A 24481-nucleotide genomic window follows, 5' to 3' on the forward strand; every position below is an offset into this window, starting at 1 on the left:
TATCTCTAACCGAAAGCTTGTTGTACTAGGTAATGGCTGATTCATTAAGTATGATGCTAGTAATATACTACATAACTTTTTCAGTAATATCCTTGGAGCATCAAGCTTAAGTTCAATCTCAAAATCCCGATTTTCACTGGTAAAGATAGTTATAAATTGGCAATCTTGATCTAGTAAAGTTTGCAAATACATACCTATCAATCAATGAATAAAACCAGCGTACATAGATTTTCTAGCTTTGCAACTTTTAGTAAAACAAGGGCGCTCAAGCAAATTACCTTAAACTTGACATCAGATGAAGCTGAGAACCTTGAAAAGTATTGTGAACAGACAGGGAAAGCACCAACGGATGTGATTCGGAAACTTATTCAAGGGTTGCCCGTGACCTAACTTTTCAGACCGAGTCTGAAAAGCCAAAATCTAGAATGGTCATAGCTCAAGTAGAAGGTGTTGCAGATTTTGACAAGGCGTATTATTTTACTGTGACGATAGTAATTAAAGAGCGATAATCATAGATTAGACGATCACGATTGGATATTTGTCATTTAAATACTATCGTTGCGAAAACACTTAAAAACAAGGGTTAGAGATTATTTTCTGACGAAAGTGACGACATAAGAAGGATAGTCGCCCAACCTGAGAAACATTCTCTCAGTCTTGATCGTGCAACCCAATCATGGTTATCACGTTATCTTGTTTTCGGCGTGCTGCGCTCGCTTAGCGTGGGCTTAGCACGCCATCACTGAATTGTTACATCCCTCTCAATCATCACCAAAAATTGCCAAGACTCCTTAGTTTAACCCTCCAATTAAACCAAGTTCTAATGCTTATATCTTGAGAATAAACCAAGGTTAAATGGTTCGCAAATCTACTTTTACTTCGTCACTGGCAAGGCTCGAATGAGTTCTCGAATCACATCCGTTGCTGGTCTGCCAGTCTGTTCACAATACTTTTCAAGGTTCTTGGCTTCATTTGATGCCAGGTTAATGGTGATTCGCTTGACCGCCCATTTTTTGTTCATACTGAAACAGGTAACTCGTGTAATCATAGCTTCAAACCCTGATTTTACCTTCCGGACTGGCAATTACCCTACATTCAGTAGATAGAAAAGTTTCTCCATAAAAGCGAGCGTTCGGGAGTTTTGTAGCCTGTGATACTTTTTCGGCAATTTCTGTTGTATACAGGTTCCGTCTACATCATCGCATTTTTACATTTGGTGAACATTATGAATGAGTTTAAGCCCTCTCTTCCAAATGGATAGAAAAGCTACATGAAAAATTTTCTTTTCGGAGAGTGACAGAAGAGGGTTATGGATAGCATTAGCAATCTTCGGGTAGTTTGAATAACTGAAGCGCCTGTTCCACACGCGGCAAAGTTTCAGCAAACATTTCTTGTGCAAGTTGCTGTTTCTTTGCCAAATCAGCCAAATCCGTCACACAATAAAGTTGTTCCACACGCGCTACAACTTCAGGCGGAAAATCTCGGTAAAAATATTTCAGATTCATAAAATCGTATCGGTAGGGACGGTATATCATTCCCAAAAGTTCAACCAAGGGTGACAGAGTGTGGGATTGATAGTTGACAATTGCCTGCGCCAAATGCCCACGATTTATTTGTTTTGTGACAAATATTTGTTTAAACTTATAGAGCATTTGTAACTGCTGAAATCTTTGTTTCATTTTGGAAAAATGCTCTTCTCGATTTAAATTCGTTGGTACAACCAGATTTGCTTTATCGAAGGCGATCGCTGCCTTTCCGTGTCGTTCCACCTCTAAAAAATCATTACGGCTACTACGCTTCATCACGGCAAAATCAATTGCCAAAAAGGGGCTGACTTCTGCTAACTGATAAAAGCATTGTGAGTGACCATGCCATGTTGGTTCAGGAACTCTATACTTGAAGCTAATCTCAGAGATTGTTTGCAAAGCTGCTTCAAGGGTATCAAAAGTTTGTTGAACAAAATTGTCCTCAACAATCACTACAATATCGATATCAGACCACTCATCTGTATACCCATGCGCTGCTGAACCTCCCTGCCATAAAGCTAAAACAAAATCTTTGGGTTGTAATGCAGCGATAATTGTTTGTAAAATTTTCTCTCTCATCGTGACTCAAAAAATGCAGCAGGCGAAATGTGAAAAAACTCTGCCAATTGGCGAATGTGGTTTACTGTTAGATTGCGTTGACCGCTCATAACTTCAGATACTATAGATTCAGTTTTGAATATGGGAACTCAATCTTTTTGTCGCAAACCAAACTCAGCTATCAAAGCTTTGAGTAGTTCTACACCAGAAATATCAGGTATAGGTTTATGCTTCTGTTCATACTCGTGAACGAGAGTACCTAAGACATTGAGATAGTCTTGTCCATGGATGGTGGGCAATGCCCACCCTACTAGCCTAAACAAGCACTCTCGTATTTGCACGCTTGGACAAAGGCGTTGCAACCATTCGCATTCCTCCTGATGGTACTAAGGTAAGACCACGGCGCACGGGACGCACGGGACCCTTGTTAGCCTGGGATACCTGAAAGCGCGATAGAATCGTCGCCAATACCAGTTTCATTTCATACAGAGCAAATGCCATGCCAATACAGCGATGACTACCGCCACCAAAGGGCAAATACTCGTACGGGGAAAATTGCCGCTCCAAAAAGCGTTCTGGTTTGAATTGCTTTGATTGTGGGTAGACTTCTTGGCGATGGTGCGCTAAGTAAATACTGGGGAAGATGACCGTTCCCACTGGCAGCTTGTAGCCCATAATTTCAATAGGCGATCGCACAATGCGAGGGGAGGCAGTGATTGCGATGGGGTAAATCCGCAAGGTTTCTTGGCAGACCGCTGTCAGATAGGGCAATTTGGTAATAGCACTCGGCTCAAGGTTGTCACCAAGGGTATCCAGTTCTTTGAGCAATTTGTCACGCACCTCTGGTAAATGGTCAAGCCAATAAAAAGCCCATGTCAATGCCGAAGCGGTGGTTTCGTGTCCTGCAAACAGCAGCGTCATTAACTCATCGCGTAACTCTTCATCAGTCATCGGCTGACCGTCGTCGTAACGAGCAGACATCATCAAACTAAGGACATCTTGCCGATTTTGGTTAGATTCGGCTCTTCGTTCTTGAATGAGGGCATAAATCATTTCATCAACCTGTTGCAGCAGGCGCAAAACCCGACCCCACGGACTCCAAGCGCCTAAATCTTTGCGTAGAAACTGAAAAAATAAGGCGGAGGATATGAGGGGGGAATCCATAGAGTTCAGCAGTGAAGTTAATACTCCTCGAATTTTTTCCAAACGAAGTCCCTCATCTAAGCCAAACACCACCCGCAAGATGATGCGCAAGGTGATTTCTTGCATTGATGCATGGATACTAAACGGCTTGCCAATCTTCCAAGAGTCGGTGACCCGGTGAGTGATTTCGCAGATAGTCTCGCCGTAAGCCCGCATCCGTTCACCATGAAAGGGAGGGGTTAACAGTTGACGTTGGCGCTGGTGGGAATTGCCATCGAGTAAAAGCAGCGAATTTGCCCCCACCAGAAATTTTAAAATCATATTTCCCTTGCCACCTTCTAACTGGCTCGAATCAGCAGTAAAAATCTGTTGTAGTGCTTGGGGGTGGCTGAAGTACACCTTATGGGAATCATTGCGACCCCAGATGGTAAAGTTGTCGCCATAGGTTTTGGCAAAATCTTCCACGTATTCCAACGGCTGAAAAATAAATTTTATCAACCGTAGAATTACAGGCATATTGGGACCATCGGGCAGATTGTTAGTTGCTCTCATAAAATACTTGCGGAGTTAGGCGCTTATCGAGATTTATTGTGACTATTGTGACCGAAGTTCTCAAGAGCAGCAGACAGAGTGCAGTGTTCCTGGTGTACTATTTTACCACTTTCCCACGCACAGTCTTCCGAACCAGAGACGCAGTGACTAGATTGATTTTGGCTTTGCCACCCTAGGCATGAACCGCATCGAAGCAGTCTGTTTGCCAGAAAACATTGCTTCTATGTTGGCTAAACAAGCACTCTCGCACTTACACGCTTCTCTACAGGCGTTGCAACCGTCTGCATTCCTCCTGGTAATGCCAAGGTAAGACCACGGCGCACGGGACGCACAGGACGCTTGTTGACCAGGGAGACTTGAAAGCGCGATAGAATGGTCGCCAAAACGAGTTTCATTTCATACTGGGCAAAGGCAAGCCCAATACAACGACGATTTCCGCCACCAAAGGGCAAATACTCATATGGGGAAAATTGCCGCTCCAAAAAGCGTTCTGGTCTAAACTGCTTTGGTTGTGGGTAAGTTTCTTCTCTGTGGTGCGCTAAGTAGATACTGGGGAATATTATCGTTCCTTCTGGCAACTTGTAGCCCATAATTTCAATTGGCGATCGCACAATCCGAGGGAAAGCATTCATCGCAATCGGGTATATTCGCAGGGTTTCTTGGCAGACTGCTGTTAGGTAAGGTAATTTGGCAACAGTACTTGGATCTGGGTTGTCGCCTAGGGTGTCCAGTTCTTTCAGCAACTTGTCGCGCACCTCTGGGAAATGGTCAACCCAGTAAAACGCCCATGTCAATGCTGAAGCCGTGGTTTCATGTCCGGCGGTCAGCAGCGTCATCAACTCATCGCGTAACTCTTCATCAGTCATCGCTTGACCATCGTCATAACGAGCAGACATCATTAAACTGAGGATATCTTGCCGATTTTCATGAGATTGGGCGCGACGTTCCCGAATCAGCGCATAAATCATTTCATCAATTTGTTGCAGCAGGCGTAGCATCCGACCCCACGGACTCCACGCGCCGAAATCTTTTTGCATAAATCGAAAAAATAAGCCGAAGGACGCCAGAGGGGAACCCATAGACTCCAGCAGTGAACTCAATAGTTGTCGAATTTTTTCCAAACGGGGTCCTTCATCTAAGCCAAACACCACCCGCAAGATGACGCGCAAGGTGATTTCTTGCATTGGCGCACGGATATGAAATGGCTTACCAATCTTCCACTCGTCGCTGACTTGCTGTGTGATTTCGCAGATAGCCTCACCGTAAGCCCGCATGCGATCGCCATGAAAGGGAGGGGTTAATAGTTGACGTTGGCGTTGGTGGGAATCGCCATCCAGTAAAAGCAGAGAATTTGTCCCCAGCATAAATTTTAAAATCGTATTTCCTCTGCCAACTTCTAACTGGCTAGAATCAGCACTAAATATCTGTTGCAGTGCTTGGGGATGGCTGAAGTACACAGTAGGAGTACCTTTTGCACCCCACACGGTAAAGCTGTCACCAAAGGCTTTGGCAAAATCTTCCACATATTCCAACGGCTGAAAAATCAATTTCATCCGCCGCAGGAAAACAGGCATTTTGGGTCCATCAGGCAGATTGTTAGTTGGTTTCATAAATATTTACGATATTTGTAGCGTTGAGCACTTATCGATTCTATTGTGACCTTTTCGGGGAAAGGGTGTGGGCGGTGTCAAGGTGGTAAAAGTATTCCCCTATTGTGCATACCCCATTGCCCATTCCTATCTAGGGAGTGGCAAATAAAGGCAAATAAAGAGGTATATTCTGTGAAAGCAGCGTCGGAAGCAAACAGTGCCAAAAATCATCGCTATCCTCAACGGTAAGGGAGGCGTCGGTAAAACAACGACCGCAGTCAATCTGGCTGCAACTTTTGCAGAGCAAAAAAAGGTTCTTTTAATCGACGCAGATATTCAGGGTTCTGCCAGTTGGTGGTTTGGGCGCAGTCAGAACACTATGAAATTTGATTTATCACAATCAACTGACCCCAAACTTTTAGGTCATTTACGAAGGATAACAGGTTACGATTTAGTAGTAGTAGATACGCCTCCGGCGCTGCGCTCTGAAGCATTAGCGGCGGTAGTTGCTGGAGCAGATTATCTGGTTTTGCCCACACCATGTGCACCAATGGATTTGGCTATCCTGATCGAGACAGTCCAGCAAGCAGTCATTCCCGTGGGGAAACCTCATCGGGTTCTGCTTACTAAAGTGGATACGCGGAGTTTGGGGGAAGTGCTGGAAGCTCAAAATACTCTTATGGAAATGGGAATTCCTGCTTGTAAAGCCTTCATCCGCGCCTATAAAGCGCATGAACGAGCTGCACTTGAGGGTGTTCCAATTACCCAAGGGCGAGGAAAGAACGCACGGGAGGCGGAGTCAGACTACCGCCGCGTAGCTGAAGAACTAAAGCGTGATTGGAGGGAATAATGGCTAAGAAACGTCTTTCTGACTTATTACAAGAAGAAGCACAAAAATTTTCACCCCCAGAAGGTGAACCTACTATCGATGTTGTTGCTATCTCTGATGATAGTCCCTCCACCTCCTTGGATAATGATACGGGGGAAGAAGAGGATTCTGCTCAATTAGAGGAACCACAACAAGCTGCTGAGACAACAACGTCTCGGCGTACAAGCCCAACAAAAGCTGAGTTAGAAGCAACTGTCAAAGAGTTGAAGGAAGCTTTAGAAAAAGCACAGCAAAAAGAAACTTCTCTTGTCAAAGAGTGGAAAGAAACTTTTGAAAAAGTACAGCAAAAAGAAGCTTCTCTTGTCAAAGAGTTAAAAGAAGCTTTAGAAAAAGCACAGCAAAAAGAAGTTTCTTTTCAGCAGCAAATTATTGATTTGCAATCAGCATTATCTGATCAAAAAGAATTAGCAGCAAATCTGAAAACAGAGCTTAAAGATGCAAAACAGGCAGCTGTCCATCTAGCAGACGCTAATTCCAAGCTGACAGAAACAATCAATACATTAGAAGCCAAAAAAGAAAACACTCAATCATTACAACCGAGAAAAGAAAACACTCAATCATTACAACCGAGAAAGGAAAACACTCAATCATTACAACCGAGAAAGGACAACACTCAATCATTACAACCGAGAAAGGACAACACTCAATCATTACAACCGAAAAAGGACAACACTCAATCGTCACAATCAATAAAAAGCTCGCTCAGCTATAGAAAATCATACCACCTACCAGAAAGACAGCCTATGAAGAAGCCTGAAGACTCTGTTGACAATTCCTCCCCAATGTGGTTGCTTGATTAAGGAATTAAAAATCACATAAAAAATCACAATCTTTTTGGTGCGTTATATGCGTTAACGCACTATATATAGCAATCCTAAATGATTCGTGAAAAACAAGCTCGCCGACTTCTTAGAGAAGTCGGCGAGCTGAAGGGTAGTGAATTTTCATGTTTGAACTTACGTATTACGTATGAAAACAAGATACTCATTGCCCCCGTTTTGCTTGCGAAACCTCTGGACAGGCAGAAATGCCAGGTTTTGCCAGACTTTCAAGGCTCTAAAATTGAACGCTGCAATTGTGACGCGAAGGCGTTGAGGAGAAAACGACTGTTTGGCATAATCGATTGTAGCGATCGCTATGGGAGATCCAAGACCCTGACTAGTCAGTTCTGGACGAATTCCAAGTCCGATATCAAGAGCATCGAGCGAATAGTCGCCACCTGGAACCTGAGCGTCAGCTCCAATACAGCAGAATGCCGTGAATTCATGCAAATCAGAGGAAATCGCGAAGTAGGAATTTTTTGGATCTACGAAAAAATCAACCGTATTTTGGAGACTATCAGTATCGACCTTAATGTTGTAAATGTCTAATGGTCTATCATATCGCCATGAGATGAGTTCGGTAGCTTCTTTTCTCGTCAATGGGTGGAATTGAAACTGCATATCCGAGCAATTATTAGCTTTTTGTCAAAACCTATCTCGAATTTATATAGCAGTCCTATCTGCAAAATGAAAATTACCTTTAAACGAACCGCCAAGACGCCAAGAACGCCAAGAAAAGAGACAACAGAGAGTTAAGCGCAAGCGCAGGCTGAGGCTTCGCCACGCCAAAGGCGAACGCCAACACAAATGATTTAGGATTGCTATAGCAGCATTAAGACATTCAGGTGATGTACAACTTTTGTCTTATCTAAACTCTAAAATACGCTGTGCTGTCATTTGCGGCTGTTCTAAATGAGGGACATGACCGCAATCTTTAATCCAAATGAGTTTACTATTTGGAATTGCCAGCTTAAACCTGTTGGCATCCGTGATACCTAAAATCCTGTCAGAATCACCCCATAAAATAAGCGTTGGTTGCACAATTTCTGCTAGTTTCTTAAATCTAAAAGCACTGTAACCACCACTTTTAGTGAAAGCAATCAAAGCTTTATGCCAGTCGGAGCATTCTAGGTGCAATGCTGCACATAATTGAGCATCAAGTGATGCTAACTCCCTGTTTTTGTACGCAGTACGGGAAATACTTGCCCGAACGTAAGGATTACGCAAAAACTGAGTTGCCCAATAATCCAAAGGTGGAACCATCAATTTGCCTAACGGCGAACCACTCGCCAAACCAGCACTATCAATTAACACCAGTTTTTGCACCACTTCTGGGTACGTGAGGGTGAAATCAATCGCCGCTGCACCTCCCATCGAAGCGCCCACTAAAATGACAGGTTTGTTAATCAGGGTTTTCCAGAAATAATAGAGATGGGTTTTAATTGCACTGGGGCTAAACTTGACTCCCTCTGGTCTGTCTGTGAACCCAAAACCCAATAAATCCACTGCCCATGTCTCATTTTGTACCGCCAGTAGAGGCACAAGGCGGCGAAACTCTAACACAGAACCGTCAAAGCCGTGAATCAACAGCAAAGGTGTACCCCCGCTTCCTTGACGCACATAGGTTGTGGTGATTGGTTGTGTACTTAAGGGAGTGGCTAGCGCTATCTGTTCAATGCTCTGAGCAAGAGCGATCGAGGTGGATTCTGTGAGATCCCCAACTGTAATCGGTAAGAAACTTGGAAACATAGAATTTAGTTTACCTTGTGGCAGGAAAGTGGGCAATACCCTTTGTTGAGCGAGTTATATTATGTCTAATATTATGTCTAATTTTATGGTCGGTCATTAAGATTTCTTGGGTGAGAAGAACCGAACCAACAGTATTTTTATCTTGCAATAATATGAGAATCAAAGGAAGGAATTGATTCCTGACTTGATTCAAACAACAACTTTTTATATAAGAGGGAGAACTATATATGTTAAGTCGTTGGAACCCGAGGCAAGAATTTAACGCTTTAAGCGATCAACTTAACCGCCTATTTGATGAAATAGCGCCAACAAAAACTTGGGAAGGCTTCACAAGATTTCCTGCGGCTGAACTCACTGAAGCAGATGATGCCATCCATCTGAAGTTAGAAGTTCCAGGCTTGGAAGCCAAAGATATAGATATTCAAGTGACAGAAAATGCCGTTTCTATCAGTGGCGAGCGTAAGTCTGAAACCAAAACTGAAGAGAAAGGCTATACCCGCAGTGAATTCCAATATGGGAAATTTCAACGCGTCATTCCTTTACCTACTCATATTCAAAACACGAAAGTCACCGCAGAATACAAAGACGGTATTTTGAATCTAACATTGCCTAAGAAGGAAGAAGCGAAAAACCCAGTCGTCAAAGTTAATCTTGAACAAGCTGCTCATTAAATTGTTGTAAATTTCAACAGTGCAGTATAGATTTCTTCCTCATTACTCTGTAACTTAAATATCAGCCTGGTTGCATTATAGCTACCAGGCTTTTTTATCATCCTGTACAAAAGACTTCTTGCAAAAGTATGATTAATAGATATTTAGAGTTGATTTATAAAGTAAATCTTAAGTAGGGTGCGTTACGGCGCTTTGCCTAACGCACCGCTATATAGCAGTCCTATTTGATAGGTAAAAATTATCAACCGCCAAGACGAGCCAGCGCTGCAGGAGGGTTTCCCTCGTGCCGGCTCTGGCGTCGCCAAGAGCGCCAAGAAAAGAGAGAACAGAGAATTTTACGAATGATTTAGGATTGCTATATAACATGGTGCGTTAGGCGCTTTAAACATGTTTTTCGTTACAAATTATATCGAAAAGGTGCGCCTAACACACCCTACAGTAATTTGATTTTTACTTTATAAATGACTAAAGCACTAAATCTTTAAACCAATGCCGTTTTTGGCAAACTCTTCTACAGTTTTGTCGGAGAATTCATGGGTAGTCATGGCTTGTAACATTGGCAAAGGTAAAGTGAGATGATGCGCTCCAGCTTGTAGCGATGCTGCGGCTTCTTCTGGTGATTTGATACTAGCTGCTAGAATTTCAGTATCACTGCCAGTAAGTACGCTAGCCATATCCCGTACCAGGGCAATTCCGTCGCCTAACAACCGGGTTGCACGATTGACATAAGCGATCGCAATTTTAGCACCCGCCTCCCGTGCCACTGCTGCCTGTGCTGCACTGTAAATCGCCGTCACTGAACAAGTTATCTCCGGCGACAGACACGCCACCACTGCAAACCCGACTTGTGTTGCTGGAATTTTTAACACCGTTTGCTTGCCAATAATCTCAAAAGCTTTCCTCCCTTCCGCCACCATCCCCTCAAAATCAGACGACACAAGCTGGTAGAATAGTGGTCCTGAGGTTAACGGTGCCAATTTTTTCAGCGTGGTTTCTGGTGGCTCCGAGCTTTTAGCTAAAAGTGTTGGATTCGTCGTGATGCCCTTTACCCAGCCCATTTTACTAGCAATTTCAGCTTCAGATAGAATTGCCGAGTCCAGATAAATTGCCATAATTGTCTCGCCCCTTTCAAGTTTGTTAACTACACAGGTACTTTAACAGTGCTTAAGAGTGGTTTTCTGGTAACTCACCAAACCGTTCTCGATAGCGAGTTAGCAACGCCTCCATTTCTACTACTTGCTGTTGCGCTTGTTCGCGCTGTAGCCGTTCTTGTTCAGCACGTTGTCGCTCTTGCTGTGCTACTTCTTCTGGTGTGGGTATGAGTTCTCCTTGGGGAGTAAAGAAACGCAGCTTAGAATTATGAACTCCCAAATATAGCTCCAACTGTGGACTCCACAACCAGCCGACTTCGTTAGGTTGAAGTTCTTGGTAACGACCACCTACCAGCTCAAAACCTTTGAACTCCAGTGTATCAGGGTCAAACCAGAAGTAATTTGGCGTACGCCAGATATCCTGGTAGATTTGCTTTTTTAAACCTCGGTCGGTGTCAGCTGTTGCAGAAGAAAGAATTTCCACAATCACATTTGGATATTTGCCATCCTCTTCCCAAACGACCCAGCTTTTACGCGGCTTGCGTTCCGTATCCAGTACAACAAAAAAGTCGGGACCTCTGAATTGTTCAGATTTGCGCTGACGAGGACTGTAGTAAATTGTCAGGTTCCCAGAAGCGTAGAAGTTATTGCGCTCACGCCACACCCATTCTAAACATTGAATGAGCAGCGTCATTTGCAACCGATGTAGATCCGTTTCCAAAGGCGGTTCGTCACTATATAAGTCACTAGGTGGAAAGATAACATCTTCCATAGTGTTTTCCGAATTTCTTATGTCTGGAGCGAAAGACATAGCATCTGCGTATATATTTGACGTGGCGGTTGTAAGTCTAGTTTAGCTGGTCAATGTTGCACCAAGAGTTCTTTGCCAGAGGTAAACTAAAAGCTGTGGTACAAGTGGAAGCCGTTCTTCCTGCGCTTTATTGCACAAGCCAAAACTTATAGTCATTGCTTAAAAAAATATGCAATGGATAGTTAACGCAGACGAAGCCAAGCAATTGATATCTCAAGGGGCGACAATTCTTGACACTCGCAACAAGTTGGCGTGGTTGATTTCACATATTCCTGGTGCTGTTCACGTCACTTGGCAGCAATTTTCAAATAACCAAAAACCCTATCGGGGAAAACTACTTGCAGATGCAAATCTTTTAGAACAAAAACTACGTCAAGTTGGTATTTTTCACTCTAAACCTGTCATTGTTCTTGGCAATCCGCCTGACAATTTTGGGGAAGAAGGGCGCATTGTTTGGATGTTACGCACTTTAGGACATCAAAGTGCAGCCTTGGTTGATGGCGGGTACAATGCATTAGTTAAAGCAGGTGTTCCGACGACTCGCGGACTTAATCAACCGCTAGAAATAGGAGATTTTGTTGTTAATCGCACTGCTTTATGGGAAATTCAGCGTGATGAACTTCAAGTCAATCTTTCAGAAAACAAGATGGCTGTCATTGATACTCGGCAAAAGCGAGAATATGCTGGAGAAACTCCCTATGGTGAACAGCGAGGGGGACATATCCCTGGTGCTGTGCATTTCTACTTTAAAGATTTAATGGATACTAAGGGAAATTTACTTAAGCCAGAGGAAATTATCGCCAAATTAGAAACCTTAGGAATTCAGCGTGATACTCCTACTGTTACTTATTGTACGGGTGGAATTCGCTCGGCTTTTTTTGTTGCTGTTCTTGTTAACTTGGGCTTTTCTAATGTAAAGAATTATGCTGGTTCTATGTGGGAATGGTCAGCTTCTCCAGATGAAAAGTATCCACTTGAATAAATAAGCGTTTCTTGTGAAAATCAATTGGTTTAGATCCCCGACTTCTTAAAGAAGTCGGGGATCTTGCTTCTATTTCGACTTGTGGGGTGGGCATCTTGCTCGCCCTAGGCAAGATGCACACAGATAAATTATTCGTGTGGCAGTGTACGAAGTTCTTTCTAGCAATTAAATTGCTAAAGTGAATAGTACCTGGGATAATCTCAATTCTCCCTAGTCTGTAGTCTGGAACGGAAGTTCCAGATTTGAGAAGTCTACCACATTTTGGCTAGTGCCGCATCTCCGTGATTACAGGACTATTACAAAAACTGCGTGCCTCATGGGCAAAAGATGGCGATGCTCCCAAAGGGAGCCGCCCAAAGGGCGATTGCGCTCCGCGCAGTGCCCTAAAGGGCAATCGCTTGGCTGTTCGAGCCTCCCCATTTCCTTTGCAGATGTTGAATCGATATCGCGATATGCTTGTTGAACGCAAGCCTGAGGAAGTTGGTTTAACTGAGGCTCCCAAAGAACGTATTTCTGATCACAACAATGCTCCCAAAGGCTGGCTGCGAACTGTTCTTGTAACAAGTTTGGGTGTCACTGCTTTAGTTTTGGGAGTACGGGAACTCAAATGGTTGCAGTCTTGGGAATTAAGAGCATATGACCAGATGTTACGGTTACGTCCTACTGAAGCACGTGATCGGCGTATTTTGCTGGTGACTGTTACTGAAGATGATCTTCGGCAATACAGATGGCCTGTGTCAGACAGTAAAATGAACGAGTTGTTGGCGAAATTAGAGTCCTATCAACCGCGTGTCATTGGTATAAATATATATAGACCAGAACAGACAAATCTGGGGGCTTCTTTAAAGCGTCGAGATAACATTGTAAGTACGTGTGCATTCAGCAGCGTGGGGACGGCGGAAATTGCACCACCATCGAATTTTCCTATAGATAATGTCGGATTTACCGACTTGATATCTGATGAAGATGGCATCGTTCGCCGCAGTTTGTTGTTTGCTAATTCCCCAGAAGATAAGAAATGTACAACGAACTTCTCGTTTGCTGCTTTAGTTGCAGTTAAATATTTAGAAAAACAAGGTATTGAACCTGATTTCAGCGATGAAAATAATTTCAAGCTGGTTGATGCTCATTCACAAAAGGTGAAAGCCAGTTTTAAAATTCTTGACAGCAATGCAGGTGGTTATAAAAGCATCGATGATGGCGGCTACCAAATCATGCTGAATTATCGCCATCCAGATAGCCTAGCCCAAGAAGTCACTTTCTCACAAGTGCTGAACGGCAATATAAATCCTAACTGGATAAAAGACCGTCTCGTTATTATTGGTACTAAGTCTCCCAGCCTTGATCGTGGCTTTTATACACCATATAACGCTCTGCCAAACCAACCTGCAAGAATGCCTGCTGTCTTTATTCATGCAGAGATAGCCAGTCAGATTCTCAGTACAGTTTTGGATGGGCGTCGTGTCATTTGGTACTTTTCTGACTCGGGTGAAGTTGTATGGGTTTGGGTTTGGTCGCTGTTAGGTGCTGCTTTAGCGTGGCGTCTGCGACATCCTTTATTGCTGGTTGTTGTAGGAGGTATAAGTTTAAGTGGCTTGGTGGTGATTTGCGCTCTGTTGTTTCTGCAAGCAGGGTGGGTGCCCTTGATACCGCCTGGTATAGCATTGGTACTGAGTGGAGTCAGTGTGATGGCTTACACTACATACCGTACTCAGCAGCAAACAAAAATCATTGTTCTGCAAGTAGAAAAACAACAAGAGGCTATAGAACAGTTAAATACACTGTTAAAAGAAAGTACAGCAATTAAAGACAAACATCTTCACAGTTCATCAAAAATTGATACTCTAGAAAAAAGAACTGGTGATACCGTCTTAAGCGGACGCTACAAAATTACTAGAGTTCTTGGTTCAGGTGGATTTGGTTGCACTTATTTAGCAGAAGATACTCAGCGCCCAGGCAATCCTATCTGTGTCGTTAAACAACTGATGCCCGCCCGCCGGGATACAAGATTTTTGCAAGTTGCAAGAAGATTATTTGATGCCGAAGCCGAAATTTTAGAGGCTTTGGGAAAACATGATCAAATCCCACAACTGTTAGCATATTTTGAAGACAATCATGAATTTTATTTAGTACAAGAATATATTGAGGGACATACTTTAAGTGAGGAATTACCACCTGTGCGGGGGGTGCAAAATGAACTGTTCGTTATCGATATGCTCAAAGGGATTTTAGAAGTTCTTGCCTTTGTTCACGAGCGTCGTGTGATTCATCGAGATATTAAACCAACTAACATTATCAGGCGTGCTACAGATCATCAGTTAGTACTGATTGATTTTGGTGCAGTTAAGATGATGCAACCACTCAATCAGGAGGAAACTGAATTAGCGACAGTAGCTATTGGGACGCGGGGGTACGCACCACCAGAACAGTTTGCTGGTCATCCCCGCTTGTCGAGTGATATTTATGCTTTGGGGATGATTGGCATTCAGGCAGTTACTGGGTTGTCACCTCACGAACTCCAGCCAAATAATGATACTGGTACTGTAATGTGGCGTCAATGGGCGCAAGTCAGCGAGGAGTTGGCGGAGATTTTAGATAAGATGGTGCGTTACCACTTTAGCGATCGCTATCAATCAGCTTCTGCTGTACTACAGGATTTGAGTGGTGTAGAAAAGTAAAAAGTAAAAAAGATTTTTGACTTTTGACTTTTGACTTTTGACTTTTAACTTTTAACTTTTGACTTTCATCCCCATCTAATTCACCTTGAATGTCCGCACACTTTCTTGCAATTGCTGGGAAATCTCCACTGTTTCTTGGAGAGAAGTGGAAACTTGACGAGATGAATTGCTGGTCATTTCAGATATTTGGGCGATATCTTGCATGAGAATGGAAACCTCTTGGGAAGTTTGCACCTGAGATACTGTAGCGTGAGAAATTGACTGTACCAATTGGTCAATTTGGCGACAGACTTCAAGAATGTGGTTGAAACTGTACTTACTATTTTGAACCAGACGCGTCCCTTCAACAACCTGCGTGGTTCCCACCTCCATAGCCTTGACAACTTCACTGGTTTCGCGTTGAATATTGGCAACAATTTCTTCAATTTCCTCAGTTGCTTCGCTACTTTGAGCTGCTAGTACGGCAACTTCTTCCGCAATCACCGCAAAACCTTGAGCTTCTTCACCAGCACGCGCCGCTTCAATACCCGTGTTGATAGCTAACAAATTGGTTTGCATGGCAAGTTGCTTAATCAATGCCACCACACGCGAAATTTGTTGCGAAGATTCTCCAAGACGCTTGACTTTTTTCCCCGTTTCCCCTATTGTATCGCGCAAACTTATAATATTTTCGACTGTTAGGTCTATTGCTGTATCTCCAGTTTCGGCGGCGTGATATGCTGTACGGGCAACTTCTTCGGCTTGCTTCGCATTTTTTGCTACGGCTTTAATCGATTGCCTCATTTGGTCAACAGCATCGAGGGTACGGCTAATTTCCTCTGCTTGTTTGAGTGCTTCAATTGCCAAATCACCCATCGATCCTGAGTTGTCTGCAATTGCATTATTTACCTGAGTAGCAGCTAGTTTGACTTGGGTAACAATCTCCTGCCAACTTTCCAATAAGGAGTTGAAAAAGTCAGCCACAGTGCCAATTTCTCCAGCGGTGACTTCCGCACGCACTGTCAGGTCTCCTTGAGATGCTCCTTCAAGATCGTCTATTAATCTTAGCAGTTGCAGTTGCAGCCTTTCTTTCTGCTGACGTTGCAGCTGAGAAGCTTTTTCTGCTTCTTGGCGTCCTTGTTCGGCTTGATCTAAAAAATTGGCTCGCTCTAAAGCCAGTCCCACAATTCTGGCAAATTGCTCAAACAAATCAATTTCAGACTGTTGCCACAAACGAGGTTGGGAACACTGATGGGCAATTAACAAGCCGAGCAGTTTATCACCTATTAAAATCGGTGTGACCAAATTTGCTTTGACTGCAAACGGTTCTAATTGCTTGATATAACACTCGCTCAAATTACCTTGGTAAATATCGTTAATTGCGACAACACGACCTTGCCGATACTTATCAATATAATCTTTCAAACATGGGTCGTAAATTTCTGCCCCAAGAGAAGCCGGCCAACCCGCAACAACTGATTCCGCAATGACCCTTCCGTGCAGGTTTTCGTCTATTTTGTATATGACTGCTCGCTCCACCTTCAAGGCTTTGCGGATGCTTTGAACCGCCAAATTGTAGATATCTTGCGAGTTATGGGTTCTAGACAAGTGGATAGCAAGGTCTTTGAGTGTCTGTGTCACCTCCAATAAACTGACACGTTCCAAAGTCAGCCCAACTTGAATTGCTAACTGCCGCAAGAAATTAATTTCATATGGCTGCCAAGCATGAATTTCTTCACAATGATGAGCAATCAAAAAGCCTAAGACTTGGTTATCTTTTAAAATTGGCGTGACCAAGTTCGCTTTGACTTGCAATCTTTCCATCAACTTGTGATGTTCGGGAGAAAAGCCTGCTTCACTGACGTTGTTCACAGCCATCACCCGGCCTTGTTTGTAAGCGTCTATGATGTCCTTATGAATACAGCCATCTTCAATCATCTCCCCAAAAGCCACAGGCAAACCAGGATTCACTGATTCAGCTATAACTTGTCCGCCTCCTTTAGCATTGAAGCGATAAATCACGACTCGATCCGCTTTGAGGGCAAGTTTTGCTTCTGTGACTGTAATGTTGAACAATTCTTCAGAATTGACAGAGGAGCGAATTGAGAGCAAGATGTTTGTCAACAACTTTAATTGCTCAGCTTCGGCGGTTTGTTTGTGTAGGAAGCCTTGCACTTGGTCTGCCATTTGGTTGATCTGAGAAGCCAAGATTCCAAGTTCGTCTTCGCCTTTGATCGCAATTCGGGTATCAAGATTACCTTTACCCAATTTTTGTACTGCCATAATAGCAGCTTCAATTGGCTTGATCACACGAGTGGCTATAATTGCCGCGATTGTACCAACCAGCAATCCTGTTATTAGCGTCCCTATCTCCAATGCCAGTAATAATTTTTGCTGTGTTGCGAATGCAGTTACTGTATCTAAACTCAAAACTAATGTCCATTTTAAATCTGGCAAGCCTTCTACTTTTTGCCAGGGCGCATAAGTCACTAGTTTTTCAGCATTGTCCTTTTTGTTAAATAATATTTGAGTCGTTATTTGCTTCTTTGCTTGTATTTCTTTCCACTTAGGAATTTCTTTTTTTGCATCTAAACCCGTTTTGCTCCCTGTCCTAGACAGGAATATGTTTCCAGAACTATCTACAACATCGTAATCATCTTGGCTAATTTGCGGGATCAGGACTGCCTTTTCTAAAGATTTCACGGGTATCACTGTCCGAACAATATAAATTGTTTCACCCGTGTCACTATCTTTGACAGGCGCAGCCATGTAAATTTTAGATTGGTCTACGCTTTTTGTGGCTTTCGGCTGGCTAATATAGGGCGTGTTAGTTTTGAGTACTTCTTGAAAATACTCTTCGTTTTTTTGGTTAGCTATAGATTCTCCTGCTGAATCGGCAACCAGATTACCCTTGATATCAAAAACGGCAATGCTTTCATAACTGTTTTCAATATCTAAATAGTTCCTCAGCCGTGCTTGCATCTGTTCACGGCTGATCACTCCCCTCAATTGACGATTTTGCAGAAATGTCAGTCTAGAGAGGATTTGAATATCTCCATACCGTCTCTGCATGAAACTGCTGATATTGTTTGCCAACAAAGAAGCTCTATCTTGCTTGTTGTTAACAATTTCCTTTGTCGTTGATTGGTTTACCAAGTAATAGGTGATTGCCCCAATCCCAAATACTGGCACAGTACCAATAACAAAGATAAACGCTATGGCTTTATTACGTAAGCTTATCTGCCTGAGCCAAGAAATAATACGACGGCGGCGCGAATTATGAAAGTCAATTTTAGGTTGTATGACAGTTTTTTGCTGTAACGATGTTATGAAGAAACTCTGTTCAATATCTTCATTTTCATCTCTAGCATGATTTATATCTTTGTCAACCATTTTAATCATCTACCAATCCTCAAGAGTCTTGTGCTTAAATGAGTAATGTTTGAGAATTTCCAGTGGTAGATGCAAGCTTCTAGCTGAGAACAAAGACTGAACCATAGCCTATAGGTATCACACTAATAAGATTAACTTATTTTGGCAGCATGAACATTAATAGGGTAATAAACTAAGTATTGATTACTGCTTAGTAGATTCAATAGTATCAGAAACTAATTGTTTTGTATACTCTATTTCTATTACAATGAAAGAAAAATATTTACACTCAAACTTTACATTGATACTGCCACTGATTCAATGGCACGTAGCAACTGTTCGCGGCTAAAGGGTTTAGAGACATAGGCGACAGCGCCTTGCTTCATCCCCCACAAACGGTCAACTTTCTGATTTTTGGAACTGCAAATCACAATTGGCACTTTTTGAGTTGCTGGATTTTTTTTGAGGAAACGGCACAACTCAAACCCGCTCATTTCAGGCATGACTACATCAGTAATTATCAAGTCAAGTTCTTCTTGTAAAGCGATTTTCAAAGCTTGTTGAGCGCTAGTTGCTTTAATAATGCGGTAAACACTATCTCTGAGATAATGACACATCAGATCCAACTGGCTAAGAGAATCCTCTACAATTAGAATCTTTTCAAGCAAAGCCATACTCGTCCTTTAATTTCAAGAAATAGTTGTTCGATTAATTGCAAGAAGCAATGGCATTGCTAAATAATCTCGCCTGAGTTTTATCAGTTACGCCGCTTTTTTATTAAAAAACATTAAACCCATATTTAGATATTCAAAAAATAGTCAATATCTAAATAAACTCATTTAGTATGACAAGGAATGTGGAAAGTTTTTTAGTTTAGTACCTTTACATTTTCTTGCTTCCAACCAAGAAATTTTGCAATTTGAGGAACCAGAGTCAGAGCGTTAAAGGGTTTGGCGATCGCCCCCACAGCACCCAATGCTGAAAACTGATACTTTTGAGTGATATTCCACCTTGATGTTAAAAAAACTACTGGTATTGCTTGAGTCTTGGCATTTAACTGTAGTTTTTCCAAACAAGTAATACCATCCATATCCGGCATTATCACATCTAAAATGATGGCATCTGGTTTCAACTCCTCTGCTTTAACTAAACCCTCTGTGCCTGATTTCGCGACTTCTACCTCCCACCCTCCGAAAGTCTGGAGACAGGTTTTCACAATCAGTTGCATATCAGGTTCGTCATCAATATATAAAACTCTTTTAGTAACAGGTTTTACCATCATCTGTTGTTTCTACGTATTATAATTGTACTTTATTATACGTATAATTTTATAGAATACTAAATCTTTGTCAGAGTTACGAATGCATTCAAACCATAAAGTTTCCTTCCGGGAATAATTAAGAGTCCAGAATTTAGAAACATTTCGATACTTGTTTGATGATGTTATGTAAAAAAAATGAGGAAATTCTGAGGATTGCCAAAAATTTGTAGTACTTGGAATTTTGTGTATGTGATGATAATTTGAATTAGACTAAGACAGGCTTATTCCCATCCCAGCAATTCGGCTACCTGATCTACCAACTTTATAGGGTCAAAAGGTTTGGGAATGACCCCTACAACGCCTAACTGTGCAGATTGATTTAAGTCTACAGGCTGTGGTTTAGCAGTCAGCAAAATTACTGGAATTGTTCGGGTAACCGGATTAATTCGCAATGCACGTAACACCACCAATCCGTCCATATCCGGCATCATGACATCTAGCAGAATAGCATTAGGGAGTTTAGTTTCAGCGAGTAGCAGTCCTTCGCTAGCAGAATAACTTATCAGTACTTGCCAACCTCCTATGTGTTCTAAACAAACCTTAATAACAGTACACAGGTTTGTTTCGTCATCGATAAGCAAAATCCGCTTTGGTAACATAGTTTTACTTTTAGCTTTCCAGCCATTTGGGAATACAGTCAAGTAAAAAAACACGTTGTTGTCACAAGCTTTCTTATCAAATTCTGTTAATAGCTGAAAATGCTATAGCAGTACTATTTGAGTTGTAATAAAGCTCGTTCTGGTCGTCATTAGTCCTTTGTCATTCCAAATGATAAAGGACTAATCACAAAGGACAGCAAGTGTTGCAACATTTCACAAATCATATCGGATGCTATACACTTTATTAAGGGCAGGCGACGCATTAACAATGTTAACAACCCAGGTCTGATGACACGCTTGCTTCTAGCCTTCTGCCCTCTGCCTTTTTTTGTAAAAAGACAAATTTGCACCTTTTTGAGGATAAACACAAAAAATAACAAAATAATGAGGATATTCCCGATTTTGTTGTTGCTTATTATTTTATATATAAAGAAATGACGCCACGACCTCATCCCGATTAAATTACTCTGAATATAGAAAAATAAGACAGAGAAAAGCTCAAGCTGTCACGCACTTAACTTGCATCTTTTTCGGGTTGAGCAAAACTCGTCAATTCCTCTGCCCATCAACCGTTCCTCACCCTTCGCTGTCAAGCGGTTGAGGTAGAGTGAAATAGAAAACACTACCGAGTCCTAACACACTTTCAGCCCAAATTCTGCCGCCATGCTGTTGTATAATACTACGGCAAATAGGTAAACCCAAACCTGTTCCTCCTTTTTCGCGTGAGTCACTAGCATCGATTTGTTGAAACCGTCCAAAAATACTTTCTAGCTTATCATGGGGAATACCCCGTCCTTGGTCTTGAACTTTAAATAAAACGTCTTCTGGCAGCGCTTCGACACTCAGAGTTACTGTAGTCTGTGGAGGCGAAAATTTAATTGCGTTGCTCAGCAAATTGACAAGAGTTTGAATAATCCAGTCTGAATCTGCCCATACTTGCACCTCACAAGGCACAACAGAAAGCGTGATCTTGGTTTCTACCGCCAGGGATTGCACAGTTTCTACAGACTGACGCATTATTGTGGTAGCATCGCACCATTGCTTCTCCAAAAAAACTGTGTTCGCTTCTAGGCGCTCTAAGTGAAGAATATCATTCACCAAACGTACCAAACGTTCTGTGTCGTTGGCGGCGATTTCTAACATTTGTTTTGCAGTGTCAGGTTGGTCTTTGAGTACGCCCGCGGCGAGTAATCCCAAGGAACCGCGAATTGCAGCAAGAGGGGTTCGTAGTTCATGGCTGACAATCGAGATAAATTCTTTTTTCATTTTCTCAATTGCGTGACTTTCCGTGATATCTTCTACTATGCCAACATAACCTGTAAGTCCACCAGACTCGCAAAAGATGGGAACTGACATAGTTCGACCAAACCGGATAGTTTTGTCCTTGTGGATACAACGAATTTCACTGCAGTATCCCTGCTTTGCTGCCACTGATTCAGCCCATTGGGGCATAATAATTTCTAAATCCTCCGGGTGAACAAATTGCATCCAGCCATACCCCAAACCTTCCTCAAAGGTATAGCCAAAAATTGCCTGACAGTGAGGATTAGTATAGATAATTTGCCCCTGAGCATCACATCTGAAAATGCCCACGGGTGCAAACTCCGTTAGAGAACGAAACAGAGTTTCGCTTTGTCGCAATGCGACTTCTACCCGTTGGCGATCGCGCAGTTCTTCCTTAAGTTGCTGGTAAAGTTCTGATTGTTGAATGGCGATCGCTACTTGGCTAGTTAATTGCTTGAGCAAATCTATTTCCCAAGTTTCCCATTCTCTTGGTTCACTGCATTGGTGGACAATCAGCAGTCCCCAAACCGTATCTTGTTGGATAATAGGAACCACCAGTTCTGCCTTAACTTGAATTTTTGCTAAAAAATCTGCAAAACAGGGTGATATTTCCTCGCTATCACAGTCGGTAAGGGTGTAAATCTGTCCTTCGAGATCGCGTTTTTGGGATCGTTTGGGGAAAATCTCTTCGGGAAATTTCTGGTGTAAAGTCCTAGTCCAGTCTCCCACAACAGCTTCGGCAACGACACTGCCAGTACCATCTGGCTGAATTTGGTAGACTGAAACTCGGTCAGATGCCAGCAATTTTTGGACTTCGCTAACAACAGTGTTAAGGATTGTTTCCAAGTCGAGGGACTGGCGTATTTGTTGCGTGAGCCTTTTGATTAACTGCTCTCGTCTGAGCTGCTGTTGCAAGATTGTTTGAGAGCGTTCTAGCTCAAGAGTCCGCTGTTTAACTCGGATTTCTAACTCCTCATTAAGTTGCTGTAGTGTAGCTTCAGCAAGTTTGCGCTCAGTGATATCCTGTGCGATTCCTGTAATGTACTTAACTTGCCCTTCATCCTTTACCGGAAATCCTCGGTCTCGAATCCACCGCACCGTTCCATCTGGGCGCACAATGCGATACTCATGCTCAAATGTTGCTTGGTGTGCATTTTCAACAAAAGTTGCTAGCACTCGTTCCCGGTCATCTGGATGAGTAGAATTAATAAGGTTTATGTTACTGGCGTACAAGCTTTCTATGGAACGCCCCCAAATTTTTTCGTATGCCGGGCTGATGTAGAGTAACTGAGGCTTTGTAGGGTCTGATATCCAAAAAACATCTTCGATGTTCTCTGCTATTTGGCGAAATCGCTCCTCGCTTTCTCTCAAAGCAACTTCTGAGAGCTTCTGCTCTGTGATGTCCTCTGCTATCCCTGTTATACGCTGTACTTGTCCGAACTCATCCTTAACCGGAAACCCTCGGTCTCGAATCCACCGCACTGTTCCATCTGGACGCACGATACGATACTCATGCTCAAAAAGGTCTGTGTGTACTTTATTACCAATAGTCGCTTGCACTCTTTCGGTGTCATCAGGATGTATGCTATTCATCCAATCCATTCGAGTGGCATACAAACTTTCACACTTGCGCCCCCAAATTCTTTCATAGACAGGGCTAATATAAACTATTTCGCCGTTGAGAGGATCTAATATCCAGAAAACATCTTGGATATTCTCTGCTATTTGGCGAAACCGCTCCTCACTTTCTTTCAAAGCAGCTTCTGTCTGCTTACGCTCGGTGATGTCCCGCCCCACTGATACCCAGTGAGTCACTTGACCTGTTTTATCGTCTATCGGGAAAATACTGACTTCAACCCAAAATTCTCTGCCGTCTTTGGTATAGTTAATCCCTTCAACCTGCACTGGTTGACCACTTTGCCGCGCTGTACGAATTTTATCTAAAGTTGCTGGGTCACTTTTTTCTCCTTGGAGAATATACAGTGTCTTGCCCAAGAGTTCCTCTAAAGTATAACCTGTCATTTGGGTAAAAGCAGGGTTAGCGTAGACAATCGGGGAAGCCGTAGGGTCAGTGGGGTTTGCCTCAGTGATTACTACTCCGTCATGTGTATGAACGACTACAGATTGCAACAGACGCAGTTGTTCTTCTCTAGCTTTGCGATCGCTAATCTCCATGACGGTTCCCAGCATCTGCACTGCTTGACCTTGCTCGTTATAAAAAAATCTTCCCTTTGCCTCAATCCAGTGGATACTACCATCAGACCCAAAAATCCGTAGTTCCTGATGATAATCATGCCGTTCAAGACGTGCTTGATTCAAAGATAAAGTCACAGCTTCTAGGTCACTTGGATGAACACGAGCTATAGCAGATTCGTAAGTTTCTGGAAAAGTTCCAGGTGCCAACCCAAATAATTCTTCTTGACTGCTTGACCAACCGACACAATCGGAAAGCAAATCCCAGTCCAAAATGACGATTTTGGCTGCTTCCAAAGCCATGCTCAAGTGCTGATTAATCTGGGTTATTTCATTAATTTTACACATGATAATTACTACAATTTGCTTTCAATTCATCCATTGATTTTTCTTTTGTTAAATTTAGTCAATTAAAGCTAATTAAATATTATGATTAAAAATAAATATTTTTTACGCAATTTTTCTAAAATTTTAAAAGAATGTATAGCAGTCCTAAATCATTTGTGAAATACCTTCCCCAAGTCTGGCAAGTCTGCCCTCTTTCACGAATCAAATAAGATTGCTATAGGGGCATATAGAAGCGATTGGGGAAACAGTCTAGCCTACACAATTCATGCTAGCTAAATCCACTCTGGGCAGAATATCTATCCTACAAAACCGATATTGAATGCAA

At 42.5% G+C, this 24481-nt stretch carries 20 protein-coding genes; 6 read left to right on the forward strand and 14 right to left on the reverse strand.

Annotated elements, in window-relative coordinates; translation table 11 throughout:
• Positions 1–204: 204 nt before the first annotated feature.
• Complete coding sequence (locus AACT52_RS37130) at positions 205–390, forward strand: CopG family transcriptional regulator (RefSeq protein ID WP_073628581.1); 186 nt, start codon at positions 205–207, stop codon at positions 388–390.
• Between the two features lie 484 nt (positions 391–874).
• Here the strand turns inward: AACT52_RS37130 and AACT52_RS37135 are convergent, their stop codons facing one another.
• The 5 genes from AACT52_RS37135 to AACT52_RS37155 all read right to left on the reverse strand — a co-directional run bounded on the left by AACT52_RS37135 (position 875) and on the right by AACT52_RS37155 (position 5389).
• On the reverse strand, positions 875–1021 hold the full coding sequence (locus AACT52_RS37135; protein ID WP_073628583.1) for a ribbon-helix-helix protein, CopG family: 147 nt from the start codon (positions 1019–1021) through the stop codon (positions 875–877).
• Positions 1022–1319: 298 nt separating this feature from the next.
• Positions 1320–2105: a nucleotidyltransferase domain-containing protein gene (locus AACT52_RS37140; RefSeq protein ID WP_073628585.1), complete on the reverse strand. Its 786-nt coding sequence runs from the start codon at positions 2103–2105 to the stop codon at positions 1320–1322.
• A gap of 128 nt (positions 2106–2233) precedes the next feature.
• The gene (locus AACT52_RS37145; protein ID WP_198940848.1) at positions 2234–2383 is read right to left on the reverse strand and encodes a hypothetical protein; all 150 of its coding nucleotides are present in this window, start codon (positions 2381–2383) and stop codon (positions 2234–2236) included.
• A 16-nt stretch (positions 2384–2399) separates the two neighbouring features.
• On the reverse strand, positions 2400–3779 hold the full coding sequence (locus tag AACT52_RS37150; RefSeq protein WP_073628587.1) for a cytochrome P450: 1380 nt from the start codon (positions 3777–3779) through the stop codon (positions 2400–2402).
• A 230-nt stretch (positions 3780–4009) separates the two neighbouring features.
• Positions 4010–5389, reverse strand: a complete 1380-nt coding sequence (locus AACT52_RS37155; RefSeq protein ID WP_073628589.1) for a cytochrome P450 — start codon at positions 5387–5389, stop codon at positions 4010–4012.
• Positions 5390–5585: 196 nt separating this feature from the next.
• Between AACT52_RS37155 and AACT52_RS37160 the strand changes: the two genes are divergently transcribed.
• The gene (locus tag AACT52_RS37160) at positions 5586–6218 is read left to right on the forward strand and encodes a ParA family protein (RefSeq protein WP_073628591.1); all 633 of its coding nucleotides are present in this window, start codon (positions 5586–5588) and stop codon (positions 6216–6218) included.
• Positions 6218–7057 (forward strand): hypothetical protein, encoded by an 840-nt coding sequence (locus AACT52_RS37165; protein WP_073628593.1) that lies wholly within the window; start codon positions 6218–6220, stop codon positions 7055–7057. The genes AACT52_RS37160 and AACT52_RS37165 overlap by 1 nt, the downstream gene beginning before the upstream one ends.
• 156 nt (positions 7058–7213) lie before the next feature.
• Here AACT52_RS37165 and AACT52_RS37170 read toward each other — a convergent pair whose 3' ends face one another.
• Together AACT52_RS37170 and AACT52_RS37175 are read right to left on the reverse strand one after the other, a co-directional pair.
• Positions 7214–7699, reverse strand: a complete 486-nt coding sequence (locus tag AACT52_RS37170; protein WP_073628595.1) for a GNAT family N-acetyltransferase — start codon at positions 7697–7699, stop codon at positions 7214–7216.
• 243 nt (positions 7700–7942) lie between these two features.
• Complete coding sequence (locus AACT52_RS37175; RefSeq protein WP_073628597.1) at positions 7943–8827, reverse strand: alpha/beta fold hydrolase; 885 nt, start codon at positions 8825–8827, stop codon at positions 7943–7945.
• Positions 8828–9054: 227 nt separating this feature from the next.
• Here AACT52_RS37175 and AACT52_RS37180 point away from each other — a divergent pair, with 227 nt between their 5' ends.
• The gene (locus AACT52_RS37180; protein WP_073628599.1) at positions 9055–9498 is read left to right on the forward strand and encodes an Hsp20/alpha crystallin family protein; all 444 of its coding nucleotides are present in this window, start codon (positions 9055–9057) and stop codon (positions 9496–9498) included.
• A gap of 473 nt (positions 9499–9971) precedes the next feature.
• Here AACT52_RS37180 and AACT52_RS37185 read toward each other — a convergent pair whose 3' ends face one another.
• Together AACT52_RS37185 and AACT52_RS37190 are read right to left on the reverse strand one after the other, a co-directional pair.
• Positions 9972–10610, reverse strand: coding sequence for a transaldolase family protein (locus AACT52_RS37185; protein ID WP_073628601.1), 639 nt, complete (start codon positions 10608–10610; stop codon positions 9972–9974).
• Between the two features lie 52 nt (positions 10611–10662).
• On the reverse strand, positions 10663–11400 hold the full coding sequence (locus AACT52_RS37190) for a Uma2 family endonuclease (protein WP_073628603.1): 738 nt from the start codon (positions 11398–11400) through the stop codon (positions 10663–10665).
• A 169-nt stretch (positions 11401–11569) separates the two neighbouring features.
• Here AACT52_RS37190 and AACT52_RS37195 point away from each other — a divergent pair, with 169 nt between their 5' ends.
• Positions 11570–12382: a sulfurtransferase gene (locus AACT52_RS37195; RefSeq protein WP_073628605.1), complete on the forward strand. Its 813-nt coding sequence runs from the start codon at positions 11570–11572 to the stop codon at positions 12380–12382.
• Between the two features lie 452 nt (positions 12383–12834).
• A complete protein-coding gene (locus AACT52_RS37200; protein ID WP_073628643.1) occupies positions 12835–15060 on the forward strand; it encodes a CHASE2 domain-containing protein in 2226 nt (741 codons plus the stop codon).
• 75 nt (positions 15061–15135) lie between these two features.
• Here the strand turns inward: AACT52_RS37200 and AACT52_RS37205 are convergent, their stop codons facing one another.
• From AACT52_RS37205 to AACT52_RS37225, 5 genes are all read right to left on the reverse strand, one after another.
• A complete protein-coding gene (locus AACT52_RS37205) occupies positions 15136–18432 on the reverse strand; it encodes a GAF domain-containing protein (protein ID WP_073628645.1) in 3297 nt (1098 codons plus the stop codon).
• Between the two features lie 275 nt (positions 18433–18707).
• On the reverse strand, positions 18708–19085 hold the full coding sequence (locus tag AACT52_RS37210; protein ID WP_073628607.1) for a response regulator: 378 nt from the start codon (positions 19083–19085) through the stop codon (positions 18708–18710).
• 194 nt (positions 19086–19279) lie between these two features.
• Positions 19280–19693: a response regulator gene (locus tag AACT52_RS37215; protein ID WP_443216610.1), complete on the reverse strand. Its 414-nt coding sequence runs from the start codon at positions 19691–19693 to the stop codon at positions 19280–19282.
• 260 nt (positions 19694–19953) lie between these two features.
• Positions 19954–20331 carry a response regulator gene (locus AACT52_RS37220; protein WP_073628609.1) on the reverse strand — a complete coding sequence of 126 codons (378 nt, stop codon included), beginning with the start codon at positions 20329–20331 and terminating at the stop codon, positions 19954–19956.
• 576 nt (positions 20332–20907) lie between these two features.
• Positions 20908–24156 carry a PAS domain S-box protein gene (locus AACT52_RS37225; RefSeq protein ID WP_073628613.1) on the reverse strand — a complete coding sequence of 1083 codons (3249 nt, stop codon included), beginning with the start codon at positions 24154–24156 and terminating at the stop codon, positions 20908–20910.
• Positions 24157–24481 lie beyond the last annotated feature (325 nt).

It is taken from the genome of Scytonema sp. HK-05 (genome assembly GCF_963872035.1).
Classification (GTDB): Bacteria; Cyanobacteriota; Cyanobacteriia; order Cyanobacteriales; family Nostocaceae; genus Kalymmatonema.